Raw genomic sequence first — 12808 nt, 5'->3', positions numbered from 1 at the left:
TCCTACTTGAAGATGATCGTGCGGGCGCCGTCGAGGAGCACGCGGTCCTCGGCGATCCAGCGCACCGCCTGGGTGAGCGTGCGGGACTCCTCGTCCTGACCGATGGACACGAGTTCGGACGGGTCCTTGGTGTGGTCGACCCGAACCACGTTCTGCTCGATGATCGGGCCTTCGTCGAGGTCGCTCGTCACGAAGTGGGCCGTCGCACCGATGAGCTTGACGCCGCGGGCGTGCGCTTGCCGGTAGGGATTGGCGCCCTTGAAGCCGGGCAGGAACGAGTGGTGGATGTTGACCGCTCGGCCCTGCAGCGCCGCGCAGAGCTCCGGCGACAGGATCTGCATGTAGCGGGCCAGGACGACGAGCTCGATGTCGTGCTCGTCGACGGCGTCGAGGATGCGCTGCTCCATCGCCTGCTTCGAGGCCGCGTCGGTGACGGGCCGGTGCTCGAACGGGACGGAGTAGAACGACGCCAGGCCGGCGAGCTCCGGGTGGTTCGACAGGACGAGCGGGACCTCGATCGGGAGCTGCCCGCCGCGCTGCCGGTAGAGCAGGTCGTTCAGGCAGTGCCCGGCCTTCGACACGAGCACGAGCGTGCGCATCGGTCGGCCGACGACGTCGAGCTGGACGCGGGCGTCGTAGCGTTCGACCACGGGGGCGAGTGCCTGCTCGAAGGCCGCCCGGGTGACGGGGGCCATGACCTGCAGGCGCATGAAGAACGTGTTCGTGTCGGCGCTCGAGAACTGCTGCGACTCGGTGATGTTGCCGTTCGCCGCCACGACGGCTCCGGACACGGCGTGCACGATCCCGGGACGGTCGTCGCAGACGAGCGTGAGGGTCCAGTGCGTCGGGGTCTGGTGCGCGGGCGTCTCGTGCGCGGGGGTCGGGTCGGTCACCGGAACAGGCTACCGGCCGGGGCGGGCACGTTCCGGCGGGGATCGGACGCCGGGACATCACGGCCGCCGGGCAGCCGCCGCGGACTGACGGGAGGCCCGTGGCCCGTCCGCCCCGCCGCCCCCGTCAGCGCGTGGTCGCCCGGGCGAGCGCCCGGTCCGCGAGCGTCAGCACGCTGAGGAGCACGCCGACCCCGAGCATCACCCACGCCAGCACGTGCAGGTCCGGCGTGGTGGGCGCCTGCCCGAACACGCCACCGATCAGCGAGGACGCCGCGATCGCGCCGATGTAGATGCTGGTCCGCGACAGCCCGGCGGCCGTCCCGATGTACTCCGACGGCACCACCTTGTACAGCGCCGCCTGGTTCGACACGGACGCCAGGGCCTGCGGCACCCCGAACAGCGCCGGCACCACGAGCAGCAGCACGAGGGGCGACCCGGCGTGCAGGAGCAACAGGAGCCCCGCACCGAGCAGCGGGGTGAGCGCCGCGACGACGAGGGGCCCGCGGATCGCGGTCCTGCGGGCGACGAGGAAGGACACGACCCCGGCGACGACCGCGGCGGGCAGCTGCAGGTACCCGGCGACGTCGCTCGGGTAGCCCGCCACGTCCTGCACCCACTGCGAGAACCCGTAGGTCATCGTGTACGCGAGCAGGTACGTCAGGAACAGCCGCGCGTACGTCCGGGACAGCGCACCGTTCCGGACGAGCAGCCGGACGTCGACGAACGGCTGCGCCGCACGGAGCTCCCACCGGACGAGGGCGACGACGAGCACGACCGCGACGGCGAGCAGCCACCAGAGCCCGGCGGCCAGGTCGAGCAGGAACACGAGCAGGGCCGAGACCGCGCCGGTCATCAGCAGCATGCCGACCGGGTCGAGCGCCGTGCGGACCGGCACCCGGTCGGTGTCCTGCGGGCGGAGCCGGTCGGAGGGCAGCCACAAAGCCGCGACGACGATCCCGAAGACCGCCAGGGGGACGTTCACCAGGAAGATCGCGTGCCACCCGAACGCCGCGATGAGCGCACCGCCGAGGGGTGGTCCGGCGGCGGCGGACACGAGCGAGGTGATCGACAGCGCGCCGAGCACGAGGGGCGGTGTGGGCTTCCCGATCCGCGCGGAGTGCTGGCGCAGCGTGGTGAGCGCCGCCGGGTACGCGGACGAGGTGCCGATGCCGATGAGCACGCGCGCGGTCACCGCACCGCCGAACCCGGTCAGGGCCTCGGGCACGACCCCGGCGACGCCGACGACGACGAGCCCCGTAAGAAAGACCTTCTTCGGCCCGAACCGGTCGGCGAGCTTCCCCATCGTGGGCTGGGCGACCGCGCTCGCCAGGTACAGGGCGGCGACGAGCCAGATCGCCTGTGACGCCCCGATGCCGAGGTCCCGCGAGATCGGCGCGAGGGCGACGGAGACCATCGTCGTGTTGATCGGGTTGAGGAGCGGCCCGACCAGGACCGGGATCAGCAGCTTCGGGCCGAAGCCGCTGCCGCCGTCCGGGGACGCGACGGTGGGCGTGGGGGAGGTCGAGGTGGACGTGGTGGGGCTTCTTCCGGGTCAGGCTTCGGTGAGCGGGGTGAGGATCTCGAGCGCGCGGGCGACGGTCCGGCGGTCGTCCTCGGGCAGCGCCGCCAGCCGGTCGGCGAGCACGCGGGTGCGGGTGGCCCAGGCGTCCTCGCGCGCGCGGGAGCCGGTGTCCGTCGCGCGGACGAGCGTCCGGCGGCCGTCGTCCGGGTCCGGTCGGCGCTCGACCAGGCCGAGGTCGACGAGTGCCTGGACGGTCGCGCCCATGGACTGCGGACGGACCCCCTCGGCCCTGGCGAGGTCGGCGACGGTGGACTCGCCGTGGCGCAGCAGCCGGCCGAGCGCGGCGGTCTGCGAGGCGGTCACCTCGTCGGCCTTGCCGGTGAGCAGGGTCCGCCGGATCCGCCCGTGCAGGGTCAGCAGGTCGCCGGCGAGCTCCTCGGATGATTCCACACCGGAACGGTACTCCTTCCGCAGGAGAACTTGCAAGGCTGCCTTGCGATTCCGTCGGTGCTCAGGCGAGACCGTCTGCTCGCGCGCTGACCGTCCCGTCGGTCGTGAAGGGGCGCAGGGCGCGCGCTACCGTCTCGCCGCCGTCGGGGAACCACGCGTTGCTGGCCCGGACGCGTGGCCAGGCCGCGGCGAGCAGCTCGCGTCCGGCGTCCGTCAGGTGCAGCCGGGAGGCTCGTCCCCGTCCGGGTGCAGCGCCCCGCGCCACGAGTCCCCGCGTCGCGAGCGCCTCGACCAGGCTGCCCATGCTCTGCGCGCGGACCCCGACCGCCCGCGCGAGTTCGGCCTGGTTGAGCTCCTCGGCGGCGGCGAGCTGCACGAGGGCACCGAAGCCGACGGGGGTCAGGCCGAGGGGTGCGAGTTCCTCGTCGAGGCGGCGGGCGAGCTCGCGTGCGGCACGGACGACCGTCCACGCGGCGATCGCGTCCACGTCGTCGTGGGTCACCGAGAAGTCGCTGGACACGCACCGATGGTACCGGCGTAGCGTCGAGTAACAGGAAACTGATACCAAAGGAGGAGCACCGTGACCGAGACCATCGCCATCACCGGGGTCACCGGCGACGTCGGCGGGAAGACCCTCGAGCTGCTGCACGCCGAGGGTGTCCAGGTCCGTGCCGTCGTCCGCCGTCAGGACCAGGCCGAGCGGCTCCGTGCGCGGGGCATCGACGCGCGGCTCGCGGACCTCGACGACCTCGACGCCCTGACCCGGGCGCTCGACGGCGTCGACCGGTTCTTCCTCGTCACCCCGGTCAGCGAGCGGCAGGCCGAGCAGGGCGCGACCGGCGTCCGGGCGGCCGAGCGCGCGGGGGTCCCGCGGGTCGTGCACCTGTCCGGGGGCGACGCCGCCGAGCACTCGCCGATGCCCTGGGCCGCCGCGGCCTGGCGCACGGACCGGCTGCTCCGCGCGAGCGGGACGGCGTGGACGATCCTGCACCCGTCGGCCTTCATGACGAACCTGCTGCCCTCCGCGCCGGCGATCCGTCGCGGCTGGTTCCCGCACACCACCGGCCGCGGCCGCGCCGGGTGGATCGACACCGCCGACATCGCCCGCACGGCCGCGACCGTGCTGACGACGGACGGGCACGACGGCACCGAACCGGTGCTCACCGGCCCGGCGTCCCTCGACGCGCACGGCATCGCCGACGAGCTGACCGCCGGCCTCGGGCGACGCGTCCGGCCCCTGCACCTGCCGAGCCGCGTGTACCGCGCGGTGGTCCGTGCCGGCGGCGTGCCCGCCTGGCAGGCCGAGGGCCTCCGCCAGCAGTTCGGGCGGGTGCTCCGACGGGGCCTCGACGGCGTCGACGTGATGCGTGACGACGTCACCCGGATCACCGGGACCGCGCCGCGCCCGCTCCGGGCGTGGGCGGCCGACCACCGCGACGACCTGCTCGGGTGAGGTGCGGGGCGGACGTGCCCCGTGCCTCCCGGCCGGTCGTCAGCGCGCGGACGTGAGCGTCGCGACCAGGTGTTCCTGCACGAACCCGAGCCAGTCGTAGACGTCCCGGAGGCCGACACCGGCGTCGCCGGTGTACGACGACTCCTCGGTCGCGGCGTCCACGATGCCGAGCCGCTCGGCGATGGTGAGCCGGAGGTCGGTCAGGCAGCGGAGCCAGGCCTGCTCGTCCTCCTGGGTGAGCACGCCGTCCCGCGCCCCGGTCGCCCACGCCAGGACGACCCCCGCGTTCGTGGTCTTCTGCGCCAGCAGGTCCGACCGCGTGTACTGCGCGAACTCGGCGCTCGCCTCGGGGTCCTGCGGGTAGGCGTCCGGGAACATCCGCGACGCGACCGGGTCGTCCGACAGGTCGCCGTCGAGCACCTGCTGCAGCTGCTCGGTCAGGCTCGCGAGCAGGGCGCGCTCGCCGGAGGACAGGCCGAGGTGCACGCCGTCCCGCCGTCGCACGAACGGGATCACGCGTCCGCTCCCGGCGCCCGCTCGACCGTGGCCTGCAGGCCGAAGCCGTGCATCGCCTCGACGTGGCGCTCCATGGCCTCGCGCGCCCCGCTCGCGACGATCGCCCGACCGTCGACGTGCACCTGGCGCATCAGGTGGTCCGCGCGGTCGTGGCTGAAGCCGAAGTAGCTCTGGAAGACGTACGTCACGTAGGACATGAGGTTGACCGGGTCGTCCCACACCACCGTCGTCCACGGCACGTCGTACCGGGCGCGGAGATCGGTGCGCTCGTCGAGCTCCGGGCTGCTCAGGGTCATGCGACAAGGGTGACACGAACCGACCGGCTCGGTACGATCGACGGGTCGCGACTGGCGTTGGATGGGTCACCATCGGGGAGCGACACCTGACACGGAGCGCGGCCGTACGCCTGGGCCGCGCCCACCCGTCCACCTCGTCGTGCACGCGCGCGACGGAACAGACAACGAGGAGTCCCGTGTCCATCACCGATCTGCCCGCTGCGTCCGCGCAGTCGACGTTCAACGCCCCGCTCAGTGCGGTCGACCCCGAGATCGCCAAGGTGCTCGAGCAGGAGCTCGGCCGCCAGCGCGACACCCTCGAGATGATCGCGTCCGAGAACTTCGTCCCGCGCGCCGTGCTCGAGTCGCAGGGCTCCGTCCTGACGAACAAGTACGCCGAGGGCTACCCGGGCAAGCGCTACTACGGCGGCTGCGAGTTCGTCGACGTCGCCGAGCAGCTCGCCATCGACCGGGCGAAGGCCCTGTTCGGCGCCGAGTACGCGAACGTCCAGCCGCACTCCGGCGCCAGCGCGAACGCCGCGGTCCTGCACGCCATCGCCTCCGCCGGGGACACCATCCTGGGCCTCGAGCTCGCGCACGGCGGTCACCTGACCCACGGCATGAAGCTCAACTTCTCCGGCCGCATCTACAACGCCGTGTCGTACGGCGTCGACCCGGAGACGTTCGAGGTCGACTACGACGACATCCGCGCGAAGGCCGTCGAGCACCAGCCCAAGGTGCTCATCGCCGGCTGGTCCGCCTACCCCCGCCAGCTCGACTTCGCGAAGTTCCGCGAGATCGCGGACGAGGTCGGCGCGACCCTCTGGGTGGACATGGCGCACTTCGCCGGTCTCGTCGCCGCGGGCCTGCACCCGTCGCCCCTGCCGCACGCGCACGTCGTGTCGTCGACCGTGCACAAGACCCTCGCCGGTCCGCGCTCGGGCATCATCCTGTCCAACGACGAGTCGCTCTTCAAGAAGCTCAACTCGGCCGTGTTCCCGGGCCAGCAGGGCGGTCCGCTCATGCACGTGATCGCCGCCAAGGCCACCGCGTTCCTGCTCGCCGCGCAGCCCGAGTTCAAGGACCGCCAGGAGCGCACCCTCCGCGGTGCCCGTCTGCTGGCGGACCGCCTCACGCAGGCCGACGCGAAGGCCGCCGGCATCGACGTCCTCACGGGCGGCACCGACGTGCACCTGGTGCTCGTCGACCTGCGCGAGTCCGAGGTCGACGGCAAGCAGGCCGAGGACCTGCTGCACCAGGTCGGCATCACCGTGAACCGCAACTCCGTGCCGTTCGACCCGCGCCCGCCGATGGTCACCTCGGGTGTCCGGATCGGCACCCCGGCGCTGGCGACCCGCGGGTTCGGCGACGCCGAGTTCACCGAGGTGGCGGACATCATCGCGCTGACGCTCATGCCGAACCCGGACATCGCGGTGCTCTCGGCCCGGGTGAAGGCGCTGGCCGACGCGTTCCCGCTGTACGCGTGAGCGCCGCGCCCTCGATCGCGCCCCTGCCGCGCGAGCGCTGGGCGGGTGAGGGCAGTGCCGTCCGCATCGACGGCACCGCCCTCGCCGCCCGCACGCTCGACGACCTGAAGGTCCGCATCGACCGACTGCACGACCACGGCTTCCGGCCCGGTCTCGGCACGATCATGGTCGGCCAGAACCCGGGCTCGGTGTCGTACGTCGCCGGCAAGCACAAGGACTCGGCGCAGATCGGGCTCGACTCGGTCCGCATCGATCTGCCCGAGACCGCTTCGGCGGCCGACATCCGTGCGGCGATCCTGCAGATGAACGACGACCCTCGGGTCACCGCGTTCATCGTGCAGCTCCCGCTGCCGCAGGGCATCGACCCGATCCCGATGCTCGAGCTGATGAACCCGGCGAAGGACGCCGACGGCCTGCACCCGACGAACCTCGGAGAGCTCGTCCTCGCGGTCCCCGGTGGTGCCGGGACGATCGACGCCCCGCTGCCGTGCACCCCGCGCGGCATCGTGGCGATGCTCGAGGCGTACGACGTCCCGATCCGGGGCCAGCACGTCACGATCATCGGGCAGGGGCTCACCGTCGGCCGCCCGCTCGGGCTGCTGCTCACCCGGCTCGAGGCCACGGCCACGCTGACGCACTCGCTCACCGAGGACGTCGCCGCCGAGTGCCGTCGCGCGGACATCATCGTCGCCGCGGCCGGGGTCGCCGGACTGGTGCAGCCGGACTGGGTGAAGCCGGGAGCGGCCGTGATCGACGTGGGCATCAGCCGCATCGTTGACCAGGACACGGGCAAGGCGAAGCTGCACGGCGACGTCGACCCCGCGGTGGCGTCCGTCGCGGGGTTCCTCTCGCCGACGCCGGGCGGGGTCGGGCCGATGACCCGGGCGATGCTCATGAAGAACGTCGTCGAGGCCGCCGAGCGCCACCTGCACTAGGCGGCGCCGCTGCCGGTTGCTACCGCGGGGCGCTGCCGCCGCGGACGGGCCCTTCGCACAACCGTAAGCAGCTCGCGCCACGGATCTCCGTGGCGCGAGCTGCTTGCTGTTGTGCGGAAGCGCGGGCGCCGCGCCCGCCGCGCGTCAGTCGCGCCGGGCGCCCTGCGCCGCGTGCACCGTGAACACGTTCGGCTCGCGGTACCCGGCCGCGGCGAAGGCGGCCGTGACGGCGTCCGTGATCGTGCCACGGGCCTCCTGGTCGACCAGCGCGATCGCCGCACCGCCGAAGCCGCCACCGGTCATCCTCGCGCCGACCGCACCGTGCGCCATCGCGGTCTCGACCGCCAGGTCGAGCTCCGGCACCGAGATCTCGAAGTCGTCGCGCATCGACTCGTGCGAGGCGACGAGCAGCGACCCGATCGCCCGCGGTCCCTGCTCGCGCAGCGTGCGCACCGTGTCGAGGACGCGCTGGTCCTCGGTCACGATGTGGCGGACGCGACGGAAGGTCTCGTCGTCGAGCAGCTCCTGCGCCCGGGGCAGGTCGTCGACGGACACGTCGCGCAGCGCCTCGACGCCCATCGCCGCCGCGCCGCGCTCGCACGAGTCGCGCCGCGCCTTGTAGCCGCCGGTGGCGTGCGCGTGCTCCACGCGGGTGTCGATCACCAGGACCTCGAGTCCGTTCGACTCGAGCGCCAGGTCCACCACGGCGGTGTCGAGCGTCCGGCAGTCCAGGAACACGACCGCGTCCTGCTCGCCGAGGAGCGACGCCGACTGGTCCATGATCCCGGTCGGGGCACCGACGGCGTGGTTCTCGGAGTACTGCCCGACGCGGGCCAGCTGCTTGCGTGAGAGGCCGAGGTCCCACAGGTCGGTGAACGCCAGCGCCACGCCGCACTCGATCGCGGCGCTCGACGACAGGCCCGCGCCGACGGGGACGTCCGACTCGATGAAGACGTCGAAGCCGGACTTGCCGGACAGGTCCGCCCCGGCCTGCTCGCGGAGCGCCCACGCGATGCCGAAGACGTACGCCGACCAGCCGCTCATGCGGGACGGGTCGAGTTCGTCGAGGGAGAGCTCGTGCACCGCGTCGGGCTCGAACGCCGACGCGACCCGGAGCAGACGGTCGTCCCGCTGCCCGATGGACGCGACGGTCCGCCGGTCGATCGCGAAGGGCAGGACGTACCCGTCGTTGTAGTCGGTGTGCTCGCCGATCAGGTTGACGCGACCCGGCGCGGAGTACCGCACCGACGGCTCGTACCCGTAGACCTGCTGGAACGTCATGCGCGTTCGATCCCTCCTCGGATGAACTCGGCCGCCTTCTCGGGCACGAGGTCCCCGATCCAGGCGCCCATGGCGGCTTCGCTGCCGGCCAGGAACTTCAACTTGTCCGCCGCCCGACGCGGCGAGGTGATCTGGAGCATCAGGCGCACGGTGTCCCGCGCGACGTGCACGGGGGCCTGGTGCCAGGCGGCGATGTACGGCGTCGGGGTGTCGTACAGCGCGTCGAGTCCGCGGGTCAGGCGCAGGTGCATCGACGCGAGCTCGTCCTTCTCGGCGTCGGTCAGCCCGGCGAAGTCCGGCACGTGCCGGTGCGGGAGCATGTGGACCTCGATCGGCCAGCGCGCGGCGAACGGCACGAACGCCGTGAAGTGCTCGCCCTGCAGCACGACGCGCTCCGAGGCCCGCTCGTTCGCCAGGTGCTGCTCGAACAGGTCCGGACCGAAGCGCTCGATCGACGCGAGCAGGCGCTGCGTGCGCGGGGTGACGTACGGGTACGAGTAGATCTGCCCGTGCGGGTGGTGCAGCGTGACGCCGATCGCCTCGCCGCGGTTCTCGAACGGGAACACCTGCTGGATGCCGGGCAGGGCCGAGAGTGCGGCGGTGCGGTCCGCCCACGCCTCGACCACGGTGCGGGCACGCGACTCCGAGATGGACGCGAACGAGCCGCTCGTCTCGGGGGAGAAGCACACGACCTCGCACCGGCCGACCGACCGCAGCTGGCGGTTCAGGCCGACGTCGGACAGCGACTCGAGCGACTCGGGGGCGTCCTCGGCCTCGAGCAGCGGGCCGAACGACGGTGACCGGTTCTCGAACACCGCGACGTCGTACCGGCTCGGGATCTCGGAGGGGTTCGCGGCCGTCTGCGGCGCGAGCGGGTCCTGGTCGGCGGGCGGCAGGAACACGCGGTTCTGTCGGCTCGCCGCGATCGACACCCACTCGCCCGTCAGGACGTCCTGCCGCATCCGCGCGGTCTCGGGTCGGGGGTCGAGGGCACGCTCGTCGATGCTGCGCTCGGCGGGCAGCTGCGTGTCGGCGTCGTCGAAGTAGATGAGCTCGCGGCCGTCGGCGAGCGTCGTCACGCGCTTGGTGATCACCGGACGAGCCTAGCGCCTCTGCGAAGCGTTGCGAAAGTCTCCGTAAGTGCGCGAAACTGCAGCCGTGAGCGCTGACGACCTGTCCTTCCTCGCCGGCGCCCTCCCGGCACCCCTGCGGCAGGACCGCATCGTCTCCATCGTCGAGGGAGCGCCCGGGCTCGTCCGGACCGCCGCCCTGGCCGCGGCCCTGGGCACGAGTGAGGTGACGGTCCGCCAGGACCTCGCCGCGCTCGAACTGGAGGCACGGATCCGGCGGGTGCGCGGCGGTGCCGTCCGCCTCGGGGTCATCTCCGGCGAGCGGCCCCTCGAGGAGACCGCGATCGAGCACCAGGTCGAGAAGGCGGCCATCGGCCGCGCGGCGGCCGACTTCGTCCGCTCCGGCCAGTGCGTCGTGCTCGACGTCGGCACGACCCCGGCCGCGGTGGCGACGGCGCTCGTGGCGCGGACGGACCTGACCGACCTGACGATCGTGACGAACTCGCTCACCACGGCCCTCGCGCTCGAACCCGCCGTGCCGCGGTTCACCGTCGTCGTCACCGGCGGGACCCTGCGGCCGCTCCAGCACTCGCTCGTCGCGCCGTTCATGGGCGCCGTGCTGCCCGCGATCGCCGCCGACGTCGCGTTCATCGGCGGCACCGGGCTCGACGTCGAGCACGGTCTGACGAACGTCAACCTGCCGGAGACCGAGGCGAAGCGGATGCTCGCCGCGACGGCCCGGCGTACCGTCGTGGTGGCGGACGGCTCGAAGTTCGGCCGGGCACACCTCGGTGTCGTCCGTCCGCTCCAGGACATCGACGTCGTCGTCACCGCCGGCACCACGGCGGACGCGGTCGCCCCGATCCGGGCGGCGGGCGTCCGGGTCGTCGTCGCCGACGGGGACGGCACCGCAGCACCAGACGGAAGGAAGGCGACCGCATGACCGCAGCAGCACCCACCGGGGAGCAGTACCACCTCCGGCACGCCGGACAGGACGGGGTCGTCGAGGCCGTCGTCACCGAGGTCGCCGCGGGCATCCGCGAGCTCCGGGTCGCGGGCTTCGACCTGACCGAGCCCTTCCCCGTCACCTCGGCCCCGCCCGGCGCGGACGGCATCGTGCTCGTGCCGTGGCCGAACCGGGTCGCCGGCGCCGTGTGGGAGCTCGACGGGAAGCGGCAGCAACTCGACGTCTCGGAGCCGAAGTACGGCAACGCCTCGCACGGCCTGCTCCGGTTCTCGCCGTACCGCGTCGTCGCGCAGACCGAGTCGGCGATCGAGCAGCAGGCCACGGTCCACCCGCAGCACGGCTGGCCCTTCACGCTCGAGACCCGCGTGCACCACGAGCTCGTCGAGGACGGCATCCGGGTGACGCACACGATCGTCAACCGCGCGGGCGTCCGGGCGCCGTTCGCGGTGGGGGCGCACCCGTACCTGCGGGCGGGCGACACCCCCGCCGAGGACCTCGTCGTGACGCTGGACGCCGCGACCGCCTTCACGGTGGACGCGCAGAAGATCCCGGACGGCACCGTCGCCGTCGAGGGCACGCCCTACGACCTGCGCGCCGGTGTACGGGCCGGGGACGCCGACCTCGACACCGCCTACCGGGACATCACCCCGGACCAGGACGGCGTCCGCCGCACCACGTTGCACGGCCCCGAGGGCGACGGGGTCGAGCTGTGGCAGGACGCGTCGTTCCCCTACGTCCAGGTGTTCACCTCGCGCGAGTTCCCCCGCGGCGACGGCACCGGGCTCGCGGTCGCGGTCGAGCCGATGACCGCGCCGGCGAACGCCCTCAACTCCGGCGAGGGGCTGCGCTGGCTCGAGCCGGACGAGTCGTGGACCGGTACCTGGGGCATCCGCCGCGTCTGGTCCTGACGGCCCGGTCGGGCCGGCGCACACACGAACGACGAAGGCCGCCCCGGCAGGGGCGGCCTTCGTCGTGTCGTCGTGTGTGGCGCGTCAGGCGCGGCGCATCCGGAGCGCCTCGACCGCCAGTGCCTCGGTGCCGTAGCGGCCGACCTCCTGCGCCCACGCGGGGTCGTCCCCGCGCAGTGCGACGTAGTCCTTGCGCTGCCGGCAGACGTAGCCGAGGACGGTCTGCGCGTTCGCGACCTCGATGAAGTCCTTGCGGATGTGGCGGGTGCTGACCTGCGCGTTGCGGCGCAGGGTGTCGAGCAGGAGCTGGTTGCTCATGCTGGTGTTCGTCGCTGCCGTGAGCTCGACGATGCGGCGCGCGTCACCGGTGGTGCTGGTCTGCGTGGCGTCGATGGGCTCGGTCACGGTGTACCCCGTTCGTTCTGTCGTGGTGCTGTGCTGCAGGACCCGGTGATCGGATCCGGGCATGACACTATCGGCGTCCCGCCAACAATCGGCTGAACGACGACTGAACTGTGCAGAGGACGCGCCATGAACACGCTGTGGACGCGTTGTACCCCACGCCAGCCGCACGGGGGCCGGGCAGCAGTGCTCAGCGAAGCGTGATCTCCTCGACCGTCGCGGTCACGGTCTGCGGATCGGCGCTCGAGTACCGCGCGGCGCACGACCAGCGGACCTCGGTGCGCTTCCCGACCTCGTCGCGCTGGACCGAGGACGTGCCGGCAACGTCGAGCACGGTCGCCGTCGACGAGCTGTCCGACGCCTCCTGGACCCCGGAGCCGCGCGTGTCGACGACCTTCCAGGGCGTCTCGTCGTACTGGTCCCGCCACCAGGCGACGATCGCCGGCCCCATCCGCTGCTCGCACGCTGCCCGTGCGACCCCCTGCACGGCGTCGTCCGGCTGTGTGCACCCCGTCAGGCCGACGGACACGAAGGCCCCGAGCGCGAGCGCGACCGCGGTGCCCGCAGCGGTGTGGATGCGCGTGACCACTGCACTCCTCGCGACGGCGTCGACGGTGTCGGTGTCGGCAACACGGTGGGCCCCGTGGGG

The 12808-nt window shown here is 72.8% G+C and carries 15 protein-coding genes and 1 riboswitch; of the genes, 5 read left to right on the top strand and 10 right to left on the bottom strand.

Features of this window, described 5'->3' with window-relative positions; translation table 11 throughout:
* Positions 1 to 2: 2 nt before the first annotated feature.
* From purU to LQK89_RS14985, 4 genes are all read right to left on the bottom strand, one after another.
* Positions 3 to 893, bottom strand: a complete 891-nt coding sequence (gene purU, locus LQK89_RS15000) for a formyltetrahydrofolate deformylase (protein WP_231049580.1) — start codon at positions 891 to 893, stop codon at positions 3 to 5.
* A gap of 124 nt (positions 894 to 1017) precedes the next feature.
* A complete protein-coding gene (locus LQK89_RS14995; protein ID WP_269145925.1) occupies positions 1018 to 2343 on the bottom strand; it encodes an MFS transporter in 1326 nt (441 codons plus the stop codon).
* A gap of 102 nt (positions 2344 to 2445) precedes the next feature.
* Positions 2446 to 2865 (bottom strand): MarR family winged helix-turn-helix transcriptional regulator, encoded by a 420-nt coding sequence (locus LQK89_RS14990; protein WP_174777412.1) that lies wholly within the window; start codon positions 2863 to 2865, stop codon positions 2446 to 2448.
* Between the two features lie 61 nt (positions 2866 to 2926).
* On the bottom strand, positions 2927 to 3385 hold the full coding sequence (locus LQK89_RS14985; protein ID WP_231049578.1) for a MarR family winged helix-turn-helix transcriptional regulator: 459 nt from the start codon (positions 3383 to 3385) through the stop codon (positions 2927 to 2929).
* Between the two features lie 60 nt (positions 3386 to 3445).
* Here LQK89_RS14985 and LQK89_RS14980 point away from each other — a divergent pair, with 60 nt between their 5' ends.
* Complete coding sequence (locus LQK89_RS14980) at positions 3446 to 4318, top strand: NAD(P)H-binding protein (RefSeq protein WP_231049577.1); 873 nt, start codon at positions 3446 to 3448, stop codon at positions 4316 to 4318.
* A 39-nt stretch (positions 4319 to 4357) separates the two neighbouring features.
* Here the strand turns inward: LQK89_RS14980 and LQK89_RS14975 are convergent, their stop codons facing one another.
* On the bottom strand, positions 4358 to 4834 hold the full coding sequence (locus LQK89_RS14975; protein WP_231049576.1) for a DUF2017 family protein: 477 nt from the start codon (positions 4832 to 4834) through the stop codon (positions 4358 to 4360).
* Positions 4831 to 5130 carry an ATP-dependent Clp protease adapter ClpS gene (gene clpS / locus LQK89_RS14970; RefSeq protein WP_058740975.1) on the bottom strand — a complete coding sequence of 100 codons (300 nt, stop codon included), beginning with the start codon at positions 5128 to 5130 and terminating at the stop codon, positions 4831 to 4833. Before clpS ends, LQK89_RS14975 begins: the two co-directional genes overlap by 4 nt.
* 37 nt (positions 5131 to 5167) lie before the next feature.
* Positions 5168 to 5253, top strand: a riboswitch (ZMP/ZTP riboswitch).
* 59 nt (positions 5254 to 5312) lie between these two features.
* Here clpS and glyA point away from each other — a divergent pair.
* Both glyA and LQK89_RS14960 read left to right on the top strand, forming a co-directional pair.
* Positions 5313 to 6596 (top strand): serine hydroxymethyltransferase, encoded by a 1284-nt coding sequence (gene glyA, locus LQK89_RS14965; RefSeq protein WP_331000590.1) that lies wholly within the window; start codon positions 5313 to 5315, stop codon positions 6594 to 6596.
* A gap of 23 nt (positions 6597 to 6619) precedes the next feature.
* Positions 6620 to 7531 (top strand): tetrahydrofolate dehydrogenase/cyclohydrolase catalytic domain-containing protein, encoded by a 912-nt coding sequence (locus tag LQK89_RS14960; protein WP_058740979.1) that lies wholly within the window; start codon positions 6620 to 6622, stop codon positions 7529 to 7531.
* 144 nt (positions 7532 to 7675) lie between these two features.
* On the opposite strand, the gene galK is transcribed toward LQK89_RS14960, so the two are convergent.
* Entirely contained in the window at positions 7676 to 8812 is a 1137-nt protein-coding gene (galK, locus tag LQK89_RS14955) for a galactokinase (RefSeq protein WP_231049575.1), read from the bottom strand.
* Positions 8809 to 9906, bottom strand: a complete 1098-nt coding sequence (gene galT, locus LQK89_RS14950) for a galactose-1-phosphate uridylyltransferase (RefSeq protein ID WP_231049574.1) — start codon at positions 9904 to 9906, stop codon at positions 8809 to 8811. The genes galK and galT overlap by 4 nt, the downstream gene beginning before the upstream one ends.
* A gap of 64 nt (positions 9907 to 9970) precedes the next feature.
* On the opposite strand from galT, the gene LQK89_RS14945 reads away from it, so the two are divergent.
* Positions 9971 to 10825, top strand: coding sequence for a DeoR/GlpR family DNA-binding transcription regulator (locus LQK89_RS14945; protein ID WP_231049573.1), 855 nt, complete (start codon positions 9971 to 9973; stop codon positions 10823 to 10825).
* Entirely contained in the window at positions 10822 to 11757 is a 936-nt protein-coding gene (locus tag LQK89_RS14940) for an aldose 1-epimerase family protein (RefSeq protein ID WP_231049572.1), read from the top strand. The genes LQK89_RS14945 and LQK89_RS14940 overlap by 4 nt, the downstream gene beginning before the upstream one ends.
* 84 nt (positions 11758 to 11841) lie before the next feature.
* Here LQK89_RS14940 and LQK89_RS14935 read toward each other — a convergent pair whose 3' ends face one another.
* The gene (locus LQK89_RS14935; RefSeq protein ID WP_231049571.1) at positions 11842 to 12162 is read right to left on the bottom strand and encodes a hypothetical protein; all 321 of its coding nucleotides are present in this window, start codon (positions 12160 to 12162) and stop codon (positions 11842 to 11844) included.
* Positions 12163 to 12349: 187 nt separating this feature from the next.
* On the bottom strand, positions 12350 to 12748 hold the full coding sequence (locus tag LQK89_RS14930) for a hypothetical protein (RefSeq protein ID WP_231049570.1): 399 nt from the start codon (positions 12746 to 12748) through the stop codon (positions 12350 to 12352).
* Positions 12749 to 12808: the final 60 nt, after the last annotated feature.

This window comes from Curtobacterium sp. C1, assembly GCF_021049325.1.
Lineage (GTDB): Bacteria > Actinomycetota > Actinomycetes > Actinomycetales > Microbacteriaceae > Curtobacterium > Curtobacterium citreum.
This window is presented reverse-complemented; position numbering and strand designations above follow the sequence as displayed.

Coding starts and splice junctions, on each gene's coding strand:
- clpS (WP_058740975.1), bottom strand. CDS start 5,130: ATGACCCTGAGCAGCCCGGAGCTCGACGAGCGCACCGATCTCCGCGCC.
- galK (WP_231049575.1), bottom strand. CDS start 8,812: ATGACGTTCCAGCAGGTCTACGGGTACGAGCCGTCGGTGCGGTACTCC.
- LQK89_RS14940 (WP_231049572.1), top strand. CDS start 10,822: ATGACCGCAGCAGCACCCACCGGGGAGCAGTACCACCTCCGGCACGCC.